General features: G+C 52.0%; 20 protein-coding genes, 1 other RNA gene and 1 riboswitch. Of the genes, 4 read left to right on the top strand and 17 right to left on the bottom strand.

Annotation, left to right across the window (positions count from 1 at the left end):
• Positions 1-14: 14 nt before the first annotated feature.
• Positions 15-1,376, bottom strand: coding sequence for a UDP-N-acetylmuramoyl-L-alanine--D-glutamate ligase (gene murD / locus QOX26_RS08425; RefSeq protein ID WP_283674532.1), 1,362 nt, complete (start codon positions 1,374-1,376; stop codon positions 15-17).
• Positions 1,377-1,483: 107 nt separating this feature from the next.
• On the opposite strand from murD, the gene rnpB reads away from it, so the two are divergent.
• Both rnpB and QOX26_RS08435 read left to right on the top strand, forming a co-directional pair.
• Positions 1,484-1,815: RNase P RNA component class A (gene rnpB / locus QOX26_RS08430), an RNA gene on the top strand.
• Between the two features lie 115 nt (positions 1,816-1,930).
• Positions 1,931-2,365 carry a hypothetical protein gene (locus tag QOX26_RS08435; RefSeq protein WP_283674533.1) on the top strand — a complete coding sequence of 145 codons (435 nt, stop codon included), beginning with the start codon at positions 1,931-1,933 and terminating at the stop codon, positions 2,363-2,365.
• A gap of 73 nt (positions 2,366-2,438) precedes the next feature.
• Here QOX26_RS08435 and ytaF read toward each other — a convergent pair whose 3' ends face one another.
• The 9 genes from ytaF to QOX26_RS08480 all read right to left on the bottom strand — a co-directional run bounded on the left by ytaF (position 2,439) and on the right by QOX26_RS08480 (position 11,246).
• Positions 2,439-3,101 carry a sporulation membrane protein YtaF gene (ytaF, locus tag QOX26_RS08440; protein WP_283674534.1) on the bottom strand — a complete coding sequence of 221 codons (663 nt, stop codon included), beginning with the start codon at positions 3,099-3,101 and terminating at the stop codon, positions 2,439-2,441.
• Between the two features lie 156 nt (positions 3,102-3,257).
• Entirely contained in the window at positions 3,258-3,863 is a 606-nt protein-coding gene (locus QOX26_RS08445; RefSeq protein WP_283674535.1) for a folate family ECF transporter S component, read from the bottom strand.
• A gap of 66 nt (positions 3,864-3,929) precedes the next feature.
• Positions 3,930-4,030, bottom strand: a riboswitch (THF riboswitch).
• Between the two features lie 29 nt (positions 4,031-4,059).
• Complete coding sequence (locus tag QOX26_RS08450; protein ID WP_283674536.1) at positions 4,060-4,863, bottom strand: Cof-type HAD-IIB family hydrolase; 804 nt, start codon at positions 4,861-4,863, stop codon at positions 4,060-4,062.
• 15 nt (positions 4,864-4,878) lie between these two features.
• Positions 4,879-6,900 carry a ferrous iron transport protein B gene (feoB, locus tag QOX26_RS08455; protein WP_283674537.1) on the bottom strand — a complete coding sequence of 674 codons (2,022 nt, stop codon included), beginning with the start codon at positions 6,898-6,900 and terminating at the stop codon, positions 4,879-4,881.
• Positions 6,890-7,129: a FeoA family protein gene (locus QOX26_RS08460; RefSeq protein WP_283674538.1), complete on the bottom strand. Its 240-nt coding sequence runs from the start codon at positions 7,127-7,129 to the stop codon at positions 6,890-6,892. The genes feoB and QOX26_RS08460 overlap by 11 nt, the downstream gene beginning before the upstream one ends.
• A 241-nt stretch (positions 7,130-7,370) precedes the next feature.
• Entirely contained in the window at positions 7,371-7,907 is a 537-nt protein-coding gene (locus tag QOX26_RS08465) for a VanZ family protein (RefSeq protein WP_283674539.1), read from the bottom strand.
• A gap of 6 nt (positions 7,908-7,913) precedes the next feature.
• Complete coding sequence (locus QOX26_RS08470; protein WP_283674540.1) at positions 7,914-10,004, bottom strand: hypothetical protein; 2,091 nt, start codon at positions 10,002-10,004, stop codon at positions 7,914-7,916.
• Complete coding sequence (locus QOX26_RS08475) at positions 9,979-10,878, bottom strand: ABC transporter ATP-binding protein (RefSeq protein ID WP_283674541.1); 900 nt, start codon at positions 10,876-10,878, stop codon at positions 9,979-9,981. Before QOX26_RS08475 ends, QOX26_RS08470 begins: the two co-directional genes overlap by 26 nt.
• Entirely contained in the window at positions 10,875-11,246 is a 372-nt protein-coding gene (locus tag QOX26_RS08480) for a GntR family transcriptional regulator (protein ID WP_283674542.1), read from the bottom strand. Before QOX26_RS08480 ends, QOX26_RS08475 begins: the two co-directional genes overlap by 4 nt.
• 143 nt (positions 11,247-11,389) lie before the next feature.
• Here QOX26_RS08480 and QOX26_RS08485 point away from each other — a divergent pair, with 143 nt between their 5' ends.
• Positions 11,390-12,070 carry a uracil-DNA glycosylase gene (locus QOX26_RS08485; RefSeq protein ID WP_283674543.1) on the top strand — a complete coding sequence of 227 codons (681 nt, stop codon included), beginning with the start codon at positions 11,390-11,392 and terminating at the stop codon, positions 12,068-12,070.
• Positions 12,071-12,125: 55 nt separating this feature from the next.
• Here QOX26_RS08485 and QOX26_RS08490 read toward each other — a convergent pair whose 3' ends face one another.
• The 4 genes from QOX26_RS08490 to QOX26_RS08505 form a co-directional block, all read right to left on the bottom strand.
• Positions 12,126-12,659: an HdeD family acid-resistance protein gene (locus tag QOX26_RS08490; RefSeq protein ID WP_283674544.1), complete on the bottom strand. Its 534-nt coding sequence runs from the start codon at positions 12,657-12,659 to the stop codon at positions 12,126-12,128.
• 19 nt (positions 12,660-12,678) lie between these two features.
• Positions 12,679-14,508, bottom strand: a complete 1,830-nt coding sequence (ftsH, locus tag QOX26_RS08495) for an ATP-dependent zinc metalloprotease FtsH (protein WP_283674545.1) — start codon at positions 14,506-14,508, stop codon at positions 12,679-12,681.
• Positions 14,505-14,972: a MarR family winged helix-turn-helix transcriptional regulator gene (locus QOX26_RS08500; protein ID WP_283674546.1), complete on the bottom strand. Its 468-nt coding sequence runs from the start codon at positions 14,970-14,972 to the stop codon at positions 14,505-14,507. Before QOX26_RS08500 ends, ftsH begins: the two co-directional genes overlap by 4 nt.
• Before the next feature lie 132 nt (positions 14,973-15,104).
• Positions 15,105-15,446: a phenylpyruvate tautomerase MIF-related protein gene (locus QOX26_RS08505; protein WP_283674547.1), complete on the bottom strand. Its 342-nt coding sequence runs from the start codon at positions 15,444-15,446 to the stop codon at positions 15,105-15,107.
• A 271-nt stretch (positions 15,447-15,717) separates the two neighbouring features.
• On the opposite strand from QOX26_RS08505, the gene QOX26_RS08510 reads away from it, so the two are divergent.
• Positions 15,718-16,692 carry an alpha/beta fold hydrolase gene (locus QOX26_RS08510; protein ID WP_283674548.1) on the top strand — a complete coding sequence of 325 codons (975 nt, stop codon included), beginning with the start codon at positions 15,718-15,720 and terminating at the stop codon, positions 16,690-16,692.
• Positions 16,693-16,754: 62 nt separating this feature from the next.
• Here the strand turns inward: QOX26_RS08510 and QOX26_RS08515 are convergent, their stop codons facing one another.
• From QOX26_RS08515 to rpe, 3 genes are all read right to left on the bottom strand, one after another.
• A complete protein-coding gene (locus QOX26_RS08515; RefSeq protein ID WP_283674549.1) occupies positions 16,755-17,369 on the bottom strand; it encodes an HAD family hydrolase in 615 nt (204 codons plus the stop codon).
• Positions 17,366-18,349, bottom strand: coding sequence for an ROK family protein (locus QOX26_RS08520; protein WP_283674550.1), 984 nt, complete (start codon positions 18,347-18,349; stop codon positions 17,366-17,368). The genes QOX26_RS08515 and QOX26_RS08520 overlap by 4 nt, the downstream gene beginning before the upstream one ends.
• A gap of 133 nt (positions 18,350-18,482) precedes the next feature.
• Positions 18,483-19,166 carry a ribulose-phosphate 3-epimerase gene (gene rpe, locus QOX26_RS08525; RefSeq protein ID WP_283674551.1) on the bottom strand — a complete coding sequence of 228 codons (684 nt, stop codon included), beginning with the start codon at positions 19,164-19,166 and terminating at the stop codon, positions 18,483-18,485.
• Between the last annotated feature and the right edge of the window lie 117 nt (positions 19,167-19,283).

Consider the following 19,283-nt stretch of genomic DNA (forward strand, 5'->3'; position numbering starts at 1 on the left):
CGTTTCTCTATTGTTTACAGGGCATGCACCAACGTTTTAAACAAATCGCCGCGCTCCATAAAATTCTTAAATCGGTCAAAGGATGCGCTTGCCGGACTCATGATGACTACGTCGCCGGGTGCAGCCAGATGACTTGCCTCATGCACCGCAACCTCCAGACTCTCCACCTCATAGATTGGCGGGTGTTCGCCCTCAACCGCGAGCACGCTGTCCCGGATTTTCGGCGCAGTCGCACCGGTCAAGATCAGTGTTTTGACATGCTCACAAACCGGCTCGCCCAGAACGTCATATGGGATATGCTTATCATAGCCGCCCGCAATCAGGATGACCTTCTGCTGGAACGAATTCAGTCCCGCAATGGTGCGTGTGGGGCTGGATGCGATCGAATCATTATAATACCGCACACCATCCTTCTCACGGACGAACTCAATACGATGCTCCACCCCGCCGAACGTCGTCGCTACTGCGCGGATATCATCATCCGAGCACCAACCCTGCACGATAGCCGCTGCCATCATCATGTTGTACACATTATGTGCGCCCGGAATACGAATGTCAGACGCGGGCATCAGCACGCGCGATACACCATTTTCTGCGATATAAATGATATCGTTCTTCAGATAAACGCCGTTGGCCAGTTCCTTGTTTTTGCTCGTACAGAACAGATTGCCGGATGCCTTGAGCGAACACGTCACCTCATCATCCAGATTGAGAATAAGGCGATCGCCCTCCTTCTGGTTGCGGTAGACAGCGGTCTTCGCCTGCACATATTCGTCAAAATCCTTGTGATAATCCAAGTGATTGGGCGTCAGGTTCGTGATAGCTGCAACCTGTGGGCTGTATTTCATGCCCATCAGCTGGAATGAAGAAAGTTCAACCACCGCCAAATCATCCGCCGACATTTCGCTCACGCGCGGCAGCAGCGGGCGGCCGATGTTCCCCCCCAGATGCACTCTCTTGCCTGCATGGCGCAGAATTTCACAAGTAAGTGTAGTGGTCGTCGTCTTACCATCCGAGCCGGTAATACCGATAATCGGGCAGGGACAAACCGCGAAAAACAGCTCCATTTCACTTGTGATGACGCTGCCTAGCTGACGCGCACCCTCCAGAAAGCGCGGATGTACGCCGGGTGTACGGAAAATCACATCCTCGTCGCACGCGTCAAGGTAATGATCCCCCAGCACAAAATCCACGCCAAGTGTTGACAGCGTGGCATATTGATCGCCTAATTCATCAGGCGTTTTCTTATCGTGCACCGTAACCTTAATACCTGCTGCACGCAGCATGCTGATGAGCGGCATATTGCTGACACCGGCGCCAATCACGCCGACCCGTTTATCGGACAAGCCCCCGAAATATTGTTCCAATGCTGTCATGACTGGCCTCCCGCTTCTTTTCTCTAGCTTTACTAGTTTACACGATTTTTTCCTAATTTTCAAGTGTGGTTTGACGGCGGCGTAATTTTGCGGTATACTATGTTTCGTGAGTGATGCAGACGGTCGCGCAGCGCAAGCTGTGAGGAAAGTCCGGGCTGCACAGGGCAAGGATAACGGATAACGTCCGCCGGGGGCGACCCTAGGAATAGTGCAACAGAGATATACCGCCGGTTTTGGCCGGTAAGGGTGGAAAGGCGAGGTAAGAGCTCACCGCGCCCCATGGTAACATGGGGGGCCTGTAAACTCTATCCGCAGCAACGTCGACCGGAACTATGATCGGCCCGATCGTTCCGACTGACGGCTTGAGGCGTGCGGCAACGCGCGTCCCAGATAGATGACCGTTCAATGACAGAACCCGGCTTATCGCATCGCTCACGCTACTTAAATCAATCGAGGAAACCGCCTGCACCAGGCGGTTTCTTTTTTTATTTTAACTTGCATACCCTCGCGAAAACGACAGAAACTAGAAACATACTTTTCAAGGAGGATATACAATGGATAATACCGATACGATTAAACTGCTGCAGGAGTGTGATGCCGGCACAAAGATGGCCGTATCTTCGATTGATGAAGTGTTAGATAAAATCACGGACTCCAAAATGCAGCATTTATTGACAGAGAGCAAAGCACACCACGAGAAGCTCGGCAATGAGATTCATGAGCTGCTTTTGCAGCATGGCAGTACAGACAAAGAGCCGACACCCATTGCGAAGGGCATGTCTTGGATCAAAACCAATATGAAAATGGGTTTGGACACCTCGGACGCCACCGCTGCAGATTTGATCACCGATGGCTGCAATATGGGAATCAAATCGCTCAATCGCTATCACAATGAATTTAAGGCTGCCGACACAACAGCGCAGACGCTTTGCCAGAATCTTGTCTCCATTGAGGAGCAGTTATGCAAGGATCTCCGCACGTATCTGTAATTCGCCTTGCAAAGTTGGGGGTGCACGGAAAAAGCCGCCATTGCTGGCGACTCCTTATGTCATGCCACGCTTATCACGCAATTTTGAGGATGGCCAAAATCATCAGCGTCAGCCCCGATATCCAGGAAATATTGTTCTGAGATTTTTCCGACACACGATTTCCAATATCCGCACCCAGCATTAAGGCGGCGGCATTGGTAAGCAACGAGGCAAAAATCAGCGCAAATCCGTTGACCTCGCCGAGCGCCGCGCCAAAACCAACTGCAATCCCATCAAACGAGAGTGCAATGGCAAGAGAACATGCTTCTAAATGCGAAATACTTTGCGAGCGATCCACATCCACTTTTTCCGGATCTGCATATACACTTAATATAAATTTCAGATTGAACATGGAAAAGTGAATTTTTTTGGATAGATTACTATTTTTACGAATGATGGATTTTGTAATATCATCCAGCAGCCTGATAAAGCCCATTACAAACAAAATAGTAAAAGAAATCATCGTGCTCGCATTTGGAGATAAGTACGGACGAACAACCGAACCCAACAGCAGCGAGACTCCCAAAATCGCACTGCAGACAACATTAATCACCATCGCCGAAGAAAAAGGGATTTTGATTTTCTGACAGCCATACGAAACGCTTACAATGAAGCCGTCTGCCGAAAGTGTAAGCGCTAATACAAAAGCCTGCATCATGGCGCATGCAAGGCTCATAACATCACCTAACCTTCCCATTTGGTATATTTAATCGTATGTTTTTTCATCGAAATGGGTGACATCGTGACGCTTTGAATGAACCGTATTGCTTACTAGTGCAAGGGGAAACACCTGCTTTATCCGTGTTTTACGCATAAAAAAAGAACCGACGGGAGCAGTCGGTTCTTTTTTATTTTACTGAGAAACGCCTTGTTTTGCCGTCTCCCCTTCACCGGACGGCGCACCGCCCGGCAGCGAATGATAGATGCGCAAAAACGCCTTCATAACAAAATACAGCAGTGCAATCTCAACCGGCAGTAAGACGAGGTTTTTCACCGCCCTGAGCGGCAGCAACGCCATCATGGCCTTGCCGCCTGTCAGCGAAAGCCAGAACGTATTCATGCAAATGTTGCAAATGACGTTGACGCTAACCTTTGCCCCGATAGCACGCGGCAGGCTTATCTTACGCGGATACAGCCACAGCCCCCAGAGCAATCCGCCGACGACAGCCGTCAGCGTATAGCCGGGAAAATAGCCGCCCATAGTGAAATTGCCCGCAAAGTAGCCGAGCACATCGGTGCAAACGCCCGAAAGCATGCCAACCGCAGGACCAAACAGCATGCCAATCGCCGCATTGCAAAGAAAACCAAAGCCAATGCGTAGATTCGGCGGCAATTTGATCGACAGTCCCAACAGGTCGAGCGTCAGATTGACCGCAATCAGAAGCGCGGTCAGCGCCAGACAGCGCACGCTCTTCAGTTCGGATAGAGAACGGAGAAAGATATTTTTATTTTTGGACATAGAAAAAGACACCTCCATAAAAAATTTCTGTTGCCACAGCAATTTAGGAGATGCCTAAACAGTTGCAGCAGCGGGATGCGACCACAGCACCGCAAGGATAATTCCCTTTCGTCCGCCGAACAACTCCCCGTCTCGACAGCACTTAACGCGTTATGGTCTACTCTGCTTTTTCTGTCCTAATTGTATCATGAAAATTTTACTTGTCAATACCCAGCACAGCGCGAATTGTTGTGCACACGCCGTCCTCATCATTTGAGGGGCAGATATGCTCCGCAACCGCCTTTAAATCGGGATGGGCGTTTTCCATCGCATACGAATGCCGTACCGACTTTAGCAGCTCTAGGTCGTTTAAATAGTCGCCAAACGCCATACAGTCATCCGGTGTAATGCCCATGCTGCCGCACAGCGAGGCGATTGCTTCGCCTTTGTTCATGCCCGGGCTCATCAGGTCAACCCAATCCGCGCCGGAAAGTGCGACCTGCGAACGCTCCGCAAAGGATTGATACGCCGGCATCAGCACCGACTCGGCTCTGCGCGAGCAAAACAGCGCCACTTTGCATACTGGCATCTCTCTAGCAGCCTCCAATAAGTCCGGCACATAGCGGCGGCGTGCGTAGTAATGCGCCATATTTTCCAGAAACACACCATCCTCGCGGTTGTCGTACACCGCTCCCTGCTCACTTGCAAGCACGACCGACACGCCGGGCAGCTCGCGCGCCAATTCCACCGCGCGTACGACCTCCTCCGCCGGCATCGCGGCAAACGAGAGCATCCGCTCTCCGTCGCACACCATCGCGCCGTTTTCGCTGATATACACCAGTTCGTCTGCAATCGGCGCAAACATTTCATAAAGGTTATAATACTGCCGTCCGGATGCAGGCGCAAAGCGCACACCCCGTGCATGCAGCTGATGAATCAGCGGAAATAAGTCTTCGGGCAGACGCCGCTGGGAATCGAGCAGCGTGCCGTCCAAATCCGCAGCAATCAATTTAATTGGCATGGTCTTTCTCCTTCCTTACAGCAGCAAGCTTCCGACCTGATAAATCAGCAGCGCAACCAGATAGGCCAGTGTCGTCTGAAACGCTGCCGCACCGAAAGCCCAGCGCCAACCGCCCATCTCACGCTTAATCGTCGCAAAGGCCGACATACAGGGCATGTACAGCAGTGTAAACACCAGAAAGGAATACCCGGATAGTGGCGTGAATACCGTACCCAACAGCCCCGCCAGCACCGCGCTGTCCCCTGCCGCGCCATAGAGTACGCTCATCGTCGAAACGACCGCCTCCTTCGCAACCAGTCCGGTCAGCAGTGCGACCGACTCCTGCCAATGGCCGAAACCAAGGGGGCTGAAAATCGGTGCGATTGCCGTGCCGACGACGCCTAGAATGCTCTCCGCCGAGGACTTTGCCACATCCAGTGTAAGGGTAAAGTTCTGCATCAGCCAAATGACAACGCTCATCAAAAAGATGATTGTGCCTGCCTTGGTGATGAAATCCTTCGCCTTTTGCCACATATTGAGCACCGTGCCCTTAAAGGACGGCATGCGATAGGTCGGAAGTTCCAGAACGAACCCCGAGGACACGTCCCGAAACACTGTTTTCTTCAAAATAAAGCCTGCCAATACGCCGACCAGAATGCCCAGTACATACAGGCTGACAATCACCAGTCCCTGATGCTGCTTAAAGAGCGCCCCGGCGACCAGTGCATACACCGGAAGCTTTGCGCCGCACGACATAAAGGGCGTGAGCATAATGGTCATTCTGCGGTCGGCATCGTTTTCCATCGTGCGTGCCGCCATAACCGCCGGAGTCGTGCACCCGAAACCCATCAGCATCGGCACGAAGGATTTACCAGACAGGCCGATGCGCCGCAGCAGTGTATCCATGATAAACGCAACGCGCGCCAGATAACCGGTATCCTCCAAAACCGAAAGGAAGAAGAATAAAATAACAATCTGCGGCAGAAAACTCAGCACACCGCCTACGCCGCCGATGACACCGTCACACAGCAGGCCAATCAGCCAGCTTTGCGCGCCGGCAGCAGTCAGCGCTCCTCGCACCGCAGGCGACAGCAGATTCTGAATCAGATAGCTCATGCCATCCCCCAGTGCCGAGCCGATCGGGCCGAAGGTGCTCCAGAACATCAGGAACATGAAAAACGCAAAAATCGGCAGCGCCCACACGCGGTGCAGCGCAACCCGATCGATTCGCTCCGTTATGGTCAGCTTGGGTGACCGGGGCTTTTGATAGCTTGCACGCACAATTTCCTCGATATAATCGTACATGGCATCGGCCAACACCATTTCATTGTCCGTTGTGTTTGAGTGGCTATGCATCGCATCCGCCACCGCATGCAGTTCTCCACGCATCGACTGCGGCATGCCCAGCTTCTCCATCTGCTCCCAAAGCGCTTGATCGCCTTCGAGTAGCTTTGCCGCGTAAAACGGCAGACTGACGCAACGTAGTCCCAACGGCGCAATCAGGTCCGCAGCACGGTGAATCGCGGCGCTCACGCCATGCAAATAAGCCGGCTGACGCTTTGGCGCACGCATTTCCCCCGCGAGTGTATCGAGCAGCTGCCCGATATTTTCGCCCCGCTTGGCCGAGATTGGAATAACCGGCACGCCAAGCTGTTCACTGAGCTTATTGCAGTCAATTTCAATACCCTGCGCGCGCACGTCATCCATAAAACCGAGTGCAACAACCATTGGCAGCCCCAGCGCAATTAACTGAAGCGTTAAGTACAGATTTCGTTCGATATTTGCCGCATCTACAATGTTCAATATGCCATCCAGCTCCTCTGACAACACATATTCCCGAGCGATAATCTCTTCCTGTGTGTAGGGAGACAGTGAATAAATACCGGGCAGGTCAACAATATCGAGCGATGTTCCGCGGTGGCAAATATGGCCGGTCTTGCGATCGACTGTTACACCCGGCCAGTTTCCCACATGCTGATTTGAACCGGTCAGCCGGTTAAACAGCGTGGTTTTACCGCTGTTCGGGTTGCCGATGATAGCGAGCGTCTTATTTTTCATGTGTTCCCTGCTCCAATACGATCTTTTTAGCCTCCTCGCGGCGCAAGGACAGGCTGTACCCGCGAAGACGCACGGCAACCGGATCGCCAAACGGCGCGATGCGCTCCATCATGACAGGCACGCCCTTGGTGATTCCCATATCCAGAAAATGGCGCTTGACAGCCCCCTCGGCCGTAATGTGGTCAACAATGCCGATTTCTCCGGGTTTCAGATTATTGAGTGTTTTCATGTTCATCTCCACAACTGTTTACTTCTGCTAACTCTTATTGTATGGCACTGACAGAACGTTGTCAAGGCGAGCCGTGTCTATGGTACGATGGTAGAACACAAAAAAGCACAGCTTGAGCCGCCCTTTTTTAGGAATTATTACGGTAGCTCGCACTTTGTTGAATCACAAAAAGTGCCGCCTTCAACCGAAGACGGCACAATTCCACCACATACTTGCTACACTCTATCCTATTTGAAATAGGTTATCCAATCAGAAAGAAAAAATCAACTGCGGTAAAAACGATAATGACCACTATCCACAGCAGCAGCGGCCAACGCCATTCGGCGCGGCCCGCCGCTACCAGGCGCAGGCGAGGGAACAGACGCAGCAGACCTGCTGCGCACAAATATCCCACCAACGCGCCCAGTGTATTGAGCAGCACATCGTCAACCGAGGTCACACCGCCGGAAATCATCTGAATCAGCTCGATGCTGACCGACATACCGAACCCCCACAGAGCGGTACGCCGCAGCGAGCTAAACCAAGGCCAAAACAGCGGCAGCATCACACCGAGCGGCACAAACATCAATACATTTCCTGCAATGTTTGCGAAAACCCCGAGTCCCGGCGTATTCGCATCGCTCAGCACCTTGAGCACATCGACAAAGGGAATCAGTTCCAACCTCGCCCCCGGCAGCCTGCCGATCAGCAGCTGAAAAATGGACGGCCCGGTCAGAAATCCAACTGCCAACAGGTATGCAAACAGCAGCGCACCGCCACACAAATCACGTTTTTTCATTCTACTTTATCCGATGACAACGCGTTCCGGTGTTTCTCCTGACTGTGCTTTAGCCTGCGAGCGATACTTTTCAATCACGGCAGCCGGCACCTTTCCCTTCGGATAACCGATTCCGATGTTCATCTGGTTGGTTTTATCCATTGCATTGATAGACATATTCTCGGGATACTCAACCAGATCACCACCCTCTGCTGAATTGTGCTTATACAGGCTCAGCGCGTTTGTGTTGACTGCATCCCGCAGCAGCAGGGCAATATCGGCCGGATCGGTCACGCTGATCTGGCTTACTTCCTCATCATAGAACGACAGTTCAATGCGATTGATGGACTCAGCCTGCAGCTGCGCGGGCTTAACTCCACTGATTTGTTCAATCAGTGCAAGCGTCTTTACATCAACATCCGTCACGAAAGCCGCACCCTGCGTATCACTCCACGATGCACCCGTGGTACGGTAGTCCAGACTCAGCCGCATGACAGGGCGCGCGCCCTCAGGACGTGTCAGCGCTTCTGCGCGAAGCGTATCCAACAGCTGCTCAATTTTCTCCTTATTGCGAATCGTTGCCATCGGGTCATAACTTGCTTCGGTATAAATGCTCACTTCCGCTGTTGCCGTCTGTCCGTACCGATTGGTGCCGGACGTCGGATCATAGGTGAACAAATCCCACATCGCGCGCTTATATTCCTCGGAATTCACAATCTGCTCATTGAGCGCATTAAACTCATCGTTCGTTGCAATGTGGTAAGCACGGTGTACGGTACGGCCGTTTTTCATCAGGAAGGCAACCTCTTGATACGCTACAGTTTCCTGTTCGTTTTCTATCGAGGCAACGCCGATTTCGGTAACACGATAAACCGCTTCCATATTCTCGGCTGTCTTGAGCATGGGTTCACTGCCGTAACCAACCGCTTCCACCTGATTAACATCGGGCATCCAGCGGTCGTAACCGAACACATCTGCCTTACATGCCAGCATAACGGCAATCACGACAACCAACGTCCCCAGCAAGTGCAGCGGCTTGCCGAAGATTTCACGGAAATCAAAGGCATAAATAATCTGAATCAACCAGTGGAACAGCACTACGCCAATGACCACACCGGGCCAGAACCAGAAATCGCCCGCAACGATGTTAAACAGCATGCCAATCGCTACGCCGCCGACCGCACACATAAACACCTTAACCGGCGTTTTTACCGGTTCAAAAGCCAGTGCCGCGCCCGCACGCTCACTCTTGCGCATGCGGAACAGCACCCAGCAAAGTGCAATTGCCAGTACCGCAATCAGCAGATACACCATATGAAGCGTAAGTGCCGAGGTGTTGCCTGCCCACCGGCCTGCAGTTTCGCTGTACGATAGTCCGTTAAACGCAAAATACTGTGCAATCGGACACAATTTCAGAATAACGTAGTCTGTTCCTATCCCACCTACAAAAGTGTCGAAGAACTTGTCGCTGACACCGATTCCCAGTGCATATACAGCAGCCGGAGCAAACAACAGCCACAGCAATAACAGCAGTGAAATGATTGTATTGCCGCACAGAATCGCCGCCAAGGCGGACAGCGCATAGACGAGCAGGAATAGAATCAGGCTACTGATGATCGAGCCGCCAATGTTCATCCAGTCGACCGCCGCGCCGAACCCCATGCCAAATACACAGGCAATGCTCAGCGCAAGCACAATCAGATAACTCGGCAGCACGCACAGAATGCCGGTCGAAAAATTATTTACAAACAGGCGTGTACGGGAAATCGGCAGCGCATGATAAAAGTCAACCTTCTGCCGGGAATGCAGATAGGAAAACATCGCCACGCCGCAAACAATTCCCAATGTGATCATCATGATTTTGACCATCACATTGCCGCCGCCAAGAAAAATGCCCAAATCATTCAGCACATTTTGCCAGCTGCTCATAATGTCTAGTTCGCTCATGCCATGCATGGATTTGAGGTCTTTCTGTTCCTCCAGCGCTCGCTGCATCATCATCAGCACAGGCAGCAGCTGCGCCATCAAAAAGCCGAGTGCCGCCAGCACCGTGCACCACAGATTGCGGCGCATTCCATCACGCAGCAGTCCCTTAGAACAGGAGTTTCTTGATGTCATAACCAGCCACCTCCGTTTCACTGATAAAGATTTCTTCGAGCGTCAGCGGGAGCAGCTCAAAAAAGGTTGGATTCATCTCCGCCACTCGCCGCTGCAATTCCTCGCGGTTGCCGCGCGCGGTGAGGGTATAAAGTGAGCCACGCTGTTCCAGACGCAGAACGTCAAAACTGCCCCATGCATCTGCGGGCAGCTGCTCCTGAAAAATGCACTGCATTTTAAACATACCAAGCTTCATTTCATCCAAATCACGCGAAAAAAGAATGCCGCCGCGGTGCAGCAGACCGACGTGATCGCAAATATCCTCCAGTTCGCGTAGGTTGTGGCTGGCGATGACCGGCGTCATCCCACGATCCTCAACCGCTTCCGCAAACAGACTTTTGACGGTCTGGCGCACAACCGGATCTAAACCGTCAAAGGTTTCGTCGCAGAATAAGTAATCCGTGGTCGCGCAAATGCCGCAAATGACGGAAACCTGCTTTTTCATGCCCTTGGAAAAGGTTCGGATTTTGCGATGCTCATCCAATCCGAAGCCCTTCATCAGCTTATGGAAGCGCGGCTCATCAAACCGCTCATAACAGGTCTGATAATAGTTTTTCATTTCCCACGGGGTGCAGTTCGGGAAAAAGAACTGCTCATCAGAGATGAAAAAGCAGCGTTCCTTCACCGGAATATTTTCATAAACCTCAGCCCCGTCGATAGTGACATTGCCTTCATCCGGCTGTAAAATTCCTGCGAGCATCCGCAGAAATGTCGATTTTCCCGCGCCGTTCGAGCCAATGAGCCCGAACACCGAGCCATTGCGGATTTCAGCACATACATGGTCCACCGCAGTCAGCGTCCCAAAATGTTTGGTGGCGTTTGTCGCCGTAATCATGTTGTTTTCTCCCCTTTCGTATCCAGCCAGCTTTGCAGCCGCTGCTTCGTAGCGCCCAGATCACGCGCGGTTTTCACCAGCGAGCGAACCTGCGTACCAATCTCATCGAGCCTGCGTTCCCGCAATTTACTGAAATCGCCCGAAATAAAGTTTCCCCGTCCCCGCGCAGCGTAAATCACGCCTCGCTGTTCCAGTTCACCGTATGCGCGCTGGATTGTGTTCGGATTGATGGATAGTTCTGTTGCAAGCTGCCGCACGCTCGGCAGTTTGCTGTCGGCCTGCAGAACACCGCAAATCGCAAGCTGTTCAATCTGATCGACCACCTGCTGATAAATCGGCCTGCCGTCCCGATAATCTATCTGTATCACAAGCGCGCCTCCTTTCTCAACTGTGCATTATGTGTACTATCTGTACTCATACACATAATGTACATGGTCTTTCTTCATTTGTCAATAGCTTTTTCGCGAAACTTGTGCTATACTTTTGAAAAACACCGTTACGGAGGCCCGCCATGGTACACCTAGGAAATGAATGGGACGAAATCCTTGCCGATGAATTTCAGCAGGATTATTATAAGAAAATCCGATACTTTTTAAAGCAGGAATACAGCGAATATACTATTTATCCCCCGATGGAGGATATTTTCAACGCCCTGCGCTACACCTCTTATTCGGAGGTAAAAGCCGTGCTGCTCGGTCAGGATCCGTACCACGGACCGGGGCAAGCGCATGGACTGTGCTTTTCGGTGCGTCCGGGTGTGCCTGCACCGCCGAGTCTGCAAAATATGTTTAAGGAACTGGGCAGCGATCTCGGCATCGCACCGCCGCCAAACGGCACGTTGACCGGATGGGCGCAGCAGGGTGTGCTGCTGCTGAACACGGTTTTGACGGTTCGACAGGGTTGCGCCAACAGCCACAAAAACCTCGGATGGACAACCTTTACCGATCACGTGATTGAGAAGCTGAACACGCGCGAACAGCCGATTGTTTTTTTGCTTTGGGGTGCCAATGCACGCTCTAAGAAAAAGCTGATTACCAATCCGCAGCACTTGATTCTGGAAACCGTGCACCCCTCTCCCCTGTCAGCGTACAACGGTTTCTTCGGCTGCAAGCACTTTTCTCAGTGCAATGCCTTTTTAGAAGCCAATGGCATTTCGCCGATTGACTGGGATTTAAATCATTTTCAAGAGTAAAACAGCAGCCGCTGTTCCGAACGGAACAGCGGCTGCTGTTTTTCCTAACACGCTATTAATGATGTATGGATGAGGCAAAGAGTCCGCGTACAATCGCCAGCAGACCCTGTGTAATCAGCACAATTGCAACAATGGCGGATACCGCCACCGCCGCAAGCACCGGGCGGAAAAACACCGCAACGCCGAATACAAGCAGCACCAATCCAACGACCAACAGTCCGCCCCAGGTCGGCATCTGCATACGGCGTATCATCGCGGCGTTAACCAGCTTGATTACGCCCGACACCACCGCCCATACGCCAAATAAAATCGGCAGGAACGCGGCTGCAATCCAATCACTGCACAGAAACAGCACGCCAATCAGCAGATCAATGACACTGTTTGCCAACAGCCATGTCGAATCGATATAATAGCGGCGGTTGGACAGATAAATCAGGCAGTTCACCGCGCCCGACACGAGCATTGCCAATCCAAACATCCACGCAATTGATACCATTGTTGCCGATGGATGAATCAAGAAATAGATACCTGTTACCACCAGAAACAAACCGACCAAACACCAAAGTACACGATTGATATGATCGCTCATTTTAGATGCACACTCCTTTTTATGTACGGTTGAGCAAACTCATGAACTCTTCGCCGGTGATTGTCTCCCGCTCGAGCAGATGGGCTGCAAAGCGGTGCAGTACCTCCATGTTATTCTGCAAAATACCAATTGCCTTTTCATGTGCCGTTTTCACTGTCGCAATCACCTCCTGATCAATCAGCGTGGCGGTTTCGTTGGAACAAGCGAGTGAGGCATCTCCGCCCAAATAGCTGTTGCCCACCGTTTCCAGTGCGACCATGTCAAACTTTCTGCTCATGCCGAAGCGTGTAATCATTGCACGCGCCAGCTTGGTCGCCTGCTCAATGTCGTTGGAAGCACCGGTTGTGACCGAGCCGAAAATCAATTCCTCGGCCGCACGGCCGCCGGTGAGCGTAGCCAGTTTATTTTCGGCTTCGGTTTTGCTCATGAGATAGCGGTCGCCCTCATCCACCTGCATGGTATAGCCAAGTGCGCCTGACGTGCGCGGCACGATGGTGATTTTGGTCACCGGTGCAGAATCCGACTGCTTTGCTGCAACAAGCGCATGTCCGATTTCGTGGTAGGCCACAATCTCTTTCTCCCGCGGGCTGAGCACAGCGTTCTTGCGCTGATAACCAGCAATGACCACTTCTACGCTTTCCTCTAAATCGCATTGCTCCACCGTGGAGCGTCCCAAGCGCACCGCACGCAGCGCGGCTTCATTAATAATATTAGCCAAATCTGCACCCGATGCACCCGATGTTGCACGGGCAATTGCATTATAGTCAATGCGGCCAGACATATGTACCTCTTTAGCATGGACGCGAAGAATGGCTTCGCGTCCCTTGAGGTCCGGCAGTTCAACCGGCACGCGGCGGTCAAAGCGTCCCGGACGCAAAAGCGCCGGATCCAGTGACTCCGGGCGGTTGGTCGCAGCCAGAATGACCACGCCCTTGGTACCGTCGAATCCATCCATCTCAGTCAAAAGCTGATTGAGCGTCTGTTCACGCTCATCATTGCCGCCCAGACCGCCGCCGTCGCGCTTTTTGCCGATGGTATCAATCTCATCAATGAACACAATGCAGGGCGCTTTTTCGCTCGCCTGCTTAAACAAATCGCGCACCTTGGCTGCACCCATGCCGACAAACATTTCCACGAACTCCGAACCCGATATCGAGAAGAACGGCACATGTGCTTCTCCCGCGACCGCCTTGGCGAGCAGCGTCTTACCGGTACCCGGAGGACCGACTAGGAGTGCGCCCTTGGGCAGCTTTGCGCCAATTGCTGCATATTTGTTTGGATTATGCAGAAAGTCGACGATTTCGGCCAGTGCCTCCTTGGCCTCATCCTGCCCGGCTACATCGGCAAAGGTCTTGCCCGTTTCTGTTTCCGCGTAGATTTTGGCGTTGGCTTTGCCGAAGGTCATGGTATTGCCGCCCATGCTTTTCATCATCTTTTTACTCAGCCACTGGCCAACCACGATAATCAACACGATTGGAAAGATATAAGAGAGCAGGATGCTGAGAATCGGAGAGGTCTGCGTCGGAATCTGCGCGGCAAACTGCACGCCCGCTTTGTCCAGCCGTTCCACCAGCTTATCATCCGGGAACATGCCGGTTTTAAAGACGGCAGTTTTGCCATCCTCTTTTTTTGCTTCAAAAACGATACGCTGCTCGTCTGTCTCGTACACAACCGTCTCAACCTGCCCCTGATCCACCATAGACAGGAACTCATTATAGCCGACCTCCGTCACTTGCCGCTGCATCAGCGAGGGAAACAGCAGTGCATTGAGCAGCATTAAGATCACCAGTGTGATTGCATAATAAAAAATCAAGGGTTTTTTAGGGTTTTTGGGTGCTTTATCTGTCATGGCTTTGCTGCCGTCCTTTCATCCTGCTCCAGCAGACTGTCTAAATTACGCTGCATGGTTTCGATGACCTGCGCCATGCACGCTAAATCCTCGGGCGCAATGCCCTGCTCCAGTCTGGCTGCAATATATTTACGATTTTCATCCAGTTTTTCCGCAATAGCCTTTCCGCTTTCTGTCAAATGCAGATGAACCACACGGCGGTCGTGCTCATCCCGTACCGCGGAAACGAAGCCCCGCTTACACAGCGCGCTGACGCCTCGCGTGACCAGTGCCTTGGAAATTCCGCATTCCTGTGCAATATCAGTTGCCGTATCCTTTGCACGCTCATGCCGAACCAGAAAGACGAGTGCTGCGATTTCATTGGCAGTAAAGCGGTAATCGGCAAACTCCTCACAAAAATACCTATGATAAAGCTTTTCCAGCTTGCCGGCTCCCAAAAACAAGCACTCCTCGAGATGGAACATCTCCTCACCCTCTCTATATCTGTTTTAATTGGCTATATCATAGCGCCGTATAGTTTAAAAGTCAATCATTTAGTTGTAAACAATATGCGAACAGAAAAACAGCCGTCCCTTTCGGAACGGCTGCTGTTTCTCTTACTTCATCGTACCCAGTGTGCCCCAGTTGGGAAACTCGCTGTAGGTCAGGTAAATCGCGTCCTGTGCAAGTCCGGTTGTCTGCTGAACAGCCGCAAATGCTGCCTCAGTGAACGCCTTTTTGTGCTCAAATTCCGTCGTACCATAGCAGCGCACATCCACAAAGGCCAATTCGCGTTCTTCGCCTGCGAACGCCATCGTATGGCCGTCCGAAATATCCACCATCAGCTTTGCTTCACTCTTACCTGGAATGACTGTGATTTTCTCTCCAAGTGCATCCTTCAGCGCAGTCTTTTGCGCAGCAGTCAGCGTTTTGGATGTGTTTACGGCAATATAGGGCATGATTTTACACCTCATCTATCAGTTTTCTTTATTATACCACAGCGGCTTACAAAATTTAAGACTAAATGTTGACCGTGATGCCGCCGATATCATCCTCTACCCGCTGTATCGGTCGCAGGCGCAGAGTCGCCATCCATATTATGGTCATTTTGTCGCTTAAAATGGTTCAATTATAAACGCTTTGTGAACTTTCTCCGTCTATTTGCACAAAGCGGACAAAATGTGTTATCATAGATAGCAGAAATGTTACCCGACGATCGGAAGTGTATTTATGAATATCAAATGTACTCAAAATATTTATAAAAGCGCCAACGGCGTCTCCAATGTCACCTATTATATCCTCACGCCGGAGGGTGTGGAGATTCGCGGCATTGTGCAGCTGTCACACGGCATGTGCGAATACTTTTCGCGCTATACAGCCTTTGCCAAGTACCTTTGCGGTCTGGGTTTTATTGTGTGCGGCAATGATCATATTGGTCATGGCGCATCGGTCGCACGAGATGCCGATCTTGGCTTTTTTGCCACCAAGGATGGCTGGAAATACCTTGTTGAAGATGTTAAGCAATTGACTGATCTGATGCAGCGCCGCTATCCCAACCTGCCCTATTTCCTCTTCGGTCACTCGATGGGTTCACTCATTGCCAGACTGTATCTGGCAAGCTATGGAGAGAAACTTGCGGGCTGTATTTTATCCGGCACGGCCGGCCCGAATCCGGCGGCTCTTACCGGTGCACGCGTGGCGGATTCCATCGCGCACTCGCGCGGTATGACTTACCGCAGCGGCTTTTTATCCTCCCTGACTTTCCAAGGTTATAACCGCAAGATTAAAAATCCTCACTGCTGCTTCGATTGGTTGTCGCGCGATACAAATGCGGTTGCACTGTATACGTCGGATGAAAAATGCAATTTTGTCTTTACCGCAACCGGATTCCGGGATTTGTACACCCTGTGCGTCAGAGCCAATTCCAATCACACCTTCCGCGCTACACCGCGCACGCTCCCCCTGCTATTTTTAACCGGAGACAAAGATCCGGTCAGCAAATACGGCGAGGGCACCAGGCGCGTTGTCACGCTATACCGCGGCGCAGGCCTCAAGGATATCGAGGTGGTCTTTTATAAGGATGCCCGGCACGAGATTCTCAACGAGCTCAATCGGTTAGAAGTGTTTGGCGATATTTCGCGCTGGCTTGAAAAACAGCTTGCCGCCTTGGCTGAACGCGAAAATCAATCCATTTCCGCAAACTAAATAGAAAGAGCGTCGCTACTTCGTTAGTGACGCTCTTTTTTATCTATTTTAATAAGCACTTATTATGATTTCAAGGTCAAAATCTCAGCCGGTGTTTCCAGCCGCAAATCTGCCGTCAGGGAATCCGGCTCATGGCAGCCCCAAAGCGCGAGCACACTTTTCACCCCTGCCGCCGCTGCACACTGCATATCATACCGGCTGTCGCCAATGTAAACAGCCTCCGTTTGTGTGCCGCCCAACCGCCGCAGGCATTCGAGCAGACCATCCGGAGCAGGCTTGGGCATTGCCACATCGTCTGCACAGATAATTTCGTCAAAATATCCATTCAGCCCGAGCGGTGTAACGCCGCCCTCGAGCTGCTTACGCGTACGCGATGTCACAACGCCCAGCTTGCACCCCTGCTCACGCAGCGTGGTCAGCACCTCTAAAACGCCATCATAGGGTTTGATTTGATCCAGATTGGCATAGGCGAGCGTTTCCCAATGCGTAACCGTTCCCTCGATATCTGCAATGCCAAGCTTGCGCAGCGCATCGCGCCCGGGCATTCCGAACGACCAACGCAGTTCTTCCAACGTATAGTCCTGCCCCTGCGCACGCAGTGCCTGCTGGAAGGCAATCTGATCGACATGAGCACTATCAATCAGCGTGCCGTCAATATCAAATATAAAATAGTTCATGCTCCGTTCTCCTTTAATAGTCTCTCGGCCAAAATATACAGGCCATTCTCATAGTCAGCTTCAAATGCGTCCGACTGTATAATCTGCGGCATTGCCTGCGCCGGCAGCTGCCGCTCGCATGATGCGCGAATCTGCTCCAACTTATCCGTAAGCAGATCATTTTGATACAGTACCACGCAATCTGGATTCACCAGTGCCGCATACATGCAAATGACCTGGGTATAATACGCTACTGCATCCGCATTCGCAAAGTGGTTCTTGGCATAGTCCATATTGTGCGCAATTGGCAGATAGTGCAGCTCTCCCGCAAAGGCGCCCGCACCGCTAAAGGCCTTTCCGTTGATGGCCAGACTGGCGCCTATGCCAAAACGCCCCAGATAAATGCAAACCAGTGCTTGCGGCTGATGCACGGCGTTTGCACAGCAGCCGGCTGCCACGATGTGCATGTCGCGTTCGGCCGTGGCCGGCAGCTTTGATGTATGATTCAGATAGGCCGACAGGTTCACGCCCCGCAGCTCGTCATATCCAAAGGTTGCGGCGACTGCACCATCGCGTATCGAACCGTCAAATCCCATGGAAACTGCGCCAAGCTGCGGGTAACGCACCCGTACACGCGCAATCAGCGTGTCAATTGTTTGTAAAACACCTGTTTTACAGTTTTCTTCTCCCGTTTCAACGGCTGCACCGTTCAGATCGCGCACCGCGTACCGCAGATGCCGCGCTTCCAGCCGCAGACAAAGCAGCAGGCGAAACTGCGCCACGCGCACGAAACGCTGCGCGCATCGTCCCCCGGTCGAAGTGCCGAAGCCCGCCTCTGCCACTTCGCCTGTTTCGACCATGGTATCCACCAAGCGGCTAACCGTAGGAAAGCTGAGTCCTGTTTCTCGGGACAATTCATTTTTGCTCATCTCACCGTTTTTCTGCATCGAATTACGAATCAGTTCGGTGTTGATATGCTTTAGTTTCCCTGCGTCCGCCATGGCACCCTCTTCTTTTCTAAGTTTTTAATACTATATTAATAAGCAAGTTCAGTGTATCACTCGCCTCCCCTTTTGTCAATAACAAAAAGAGCGGCGGCACGCAAAACCCTCACGCACCGCCGTATTTCTTTATTTACTTGCTCCAATCGGCTTTGGCCGCACCTTCCGCAAACACATCGTGGAACGCCTTGACATTTGCCGCGATGTCTCCGCCGAAAACAGCAGAACCTGCAACAATGACATCCGCGCCTGCCGCAACGATGTCCGCCGTGTTCGAAAGCTTTGCGCCGCCGTCAATCTCCAGCTCGCACGCATAGCCATTCTTCTGGATTTCCGCACGCACCGCGCGAATTTTATCCATGCACTCCGGAATGAAGCCCTGTCCGCCAAAGCCGGGTTCCACTGTCATAATCAGCACCATATCGCAGTACGGCAGCAGCGGGAACAGCACTTCAGCCGGTGTTTTAGGCTTGATAACGCATGCCGCCTTGACACCCGCCGCGCGAATTTTTTTGAGCTGCTCAAGTGTATCACCGTTGGATTCATAATGAACGGTGATAATGTCCGAGCCGGCCTTGATGAAATCATCCAGATACTGATCGGGATCAGAAATCATCAGATGTACGTCGAGCACCTTATCGGTTGCACCGCGCAGCGCCTTAACGACCGGTGCGCCAATCGTAATATTGGGCACAAAATGGCCATCCATGACATCGACGTGCACGTATTCCGCACCCGCATCGGTGGCGATTTTGATATCACGCGCCAAATTTGCAAAGTCCGCCGAGAGAATAGACGGCGACAGTTTGATTTCCATGCTTCTTCCTCCTGTAACCACGCGGGCCCGCGCGGCATAAATTGATGATAAGCGGATCGTCAGCGCGTCACCGCGCCGTCCGCTTTTTTCAGATACCGGGGACTTTCGCAGGACGCG

Source organism: Butyricicoccus sp. Marseille-Q5471, assembly GCF_951230135.1.
In the GTDB taxonomy this organism is placed as follows: Bacteria; Bacillota; Clostridia; order Oscillospirales; family Butyricicoccaceae; genus Agathobaculum.

Excerpts from the sequence above, each read along its gene's own strand:
- QOX26_RS08485 (WP_283674543.1), top strand. The coding sequence starts at position 11,390 with ATGGTACACCTAGGAAATGAATGGGACGAAATCCTTGCCGATGAATTT.
- QOX26_RS08460 (WP_283674538.1), bottom strand. The coding sequence starts at position 7,129 with ATGAAAACACTCAATAATCTGAAACCCGGAGAAATCGGCATTGTTGAC.
- QOX26_RS08500 (WP_283674546.1), bottom strand. The coding sequence starts at position 14,972 with ATGTTCCATCTCGAGGAGTGCTTGTTTTTGGGAGCCGGCAAGCTGGAA.
- QOX26_RS08450 (WP_283674536.1), bottom strand. The coding sequence starts at position 4,863 with ATGCCAATTAAATTGATTGCTGCGGATTTGGACGGCACGCTGCTCGAT.
- rpe (WP_283674551.1), bottom strand. The coding sequence starts at position 19,166 with ATGGAAATCAAACTGTCGCCGTCTATTCTCTCGGCGGACTTTGCAAAT.
- ytaF (WP_283674534.1), bottom strand. The coding sequence starts at position 3,101 with ATGGGAAGGTTAGGTGATGTTATGAGCCTTGCATGCGCCATGATGCAG.
- QOX26_RS08490 (WP_283674544.1), bottom strand. The coding sequence starts at position 12,659 with ATGAGCGATCATATCAATCGTGTACTTTGGTGTTTGGTCGGTTTGTTT.
- feoB (WP_283674537.1), bottom strand. The coding sequence starts at position 6,900 with ATGAAAAATAAGACGCTCGCTATCATCGGCAACCCGAACAGCGGTAAA.
- murD (WP_283674532.1), bottom strand. The coding sequence starts at position 1,376 with ATGACAGCATTGGAACAATATTTCGGGGGCTTGTCCGATAAACGGGTC.
- QOX26_RS08470 (WP_283674540.1), bottom strand. The coding sequence starts at position 10,004 with ATGACATCAAGAAACTCCTGTTCTAAGGGACTGCTGCGTGATGGAATG.
- QOX26_RS08520 (WP_283674550.1), bottom strand. The coding sequence starts at position 18,349 with ATGGCGGACGCAGGGAAACTAAAGCATATCAACACCGAACTGATTCGT.
- ftsH (WP_283674545.1), bottom strand. The coding sequence starts at position 14,508 with ATGACAGATAAAGCACCCAAAAACCCTAAAAAACCCTTGATTTTTTAT.
- QOX26_RS08445 (WP_283674535.1), bottom strand. The coding sequence starts at position 3,863 with ATGTCCAAAAATAAAAATATCTTTCTCCGTTCTCTATCCGAACTGAAG.
- QOX26_RS08515 (WP_283674549.1), bottom strand. The coding sequence starts at position 17,369 with ATGAACTATTTTATATTTGATATTGACGGCACGCTGATTGATAGTGCT.
- QOX26_RS08465 (WP_283674539.1), bottom strand. The coding sequence starts at position 7,907 with ATGAAAAAACGTGATTTGTGTGGCGGTGCGCTGCTGTTTGCATACCTG.
- QOX26_RS08435 (WP_283674533.1), top strand. The coding sequence starts at position 1,931 with ATGGATAATACCGATACGATTAAACTGCTGCAGGAGTGTGATGCCGGC.
- QOX26_RS08475 (WP_283674541.1), bottom strand. The coding sequence starts at position 10,878 with ATGATTACGGCGACAAACGCCACCAAACATTTTGGGACGCTGACTGCG.
- QOX26_RS08510 (WP_283674548.1), top strand. The coding sequence starts at position 15,718 with ATGAATATCAAATGTACTCAAAATATTTATAAAAGCGCCAACGGCGTC.
- QOX26_RS08505 (WP_283674547.1), bottom strand. The coding sequence starts at position 15,446 with ATGCCCTATATTGCCGTAAACACATCCAAAACGCTGACTGCTGCGCAA.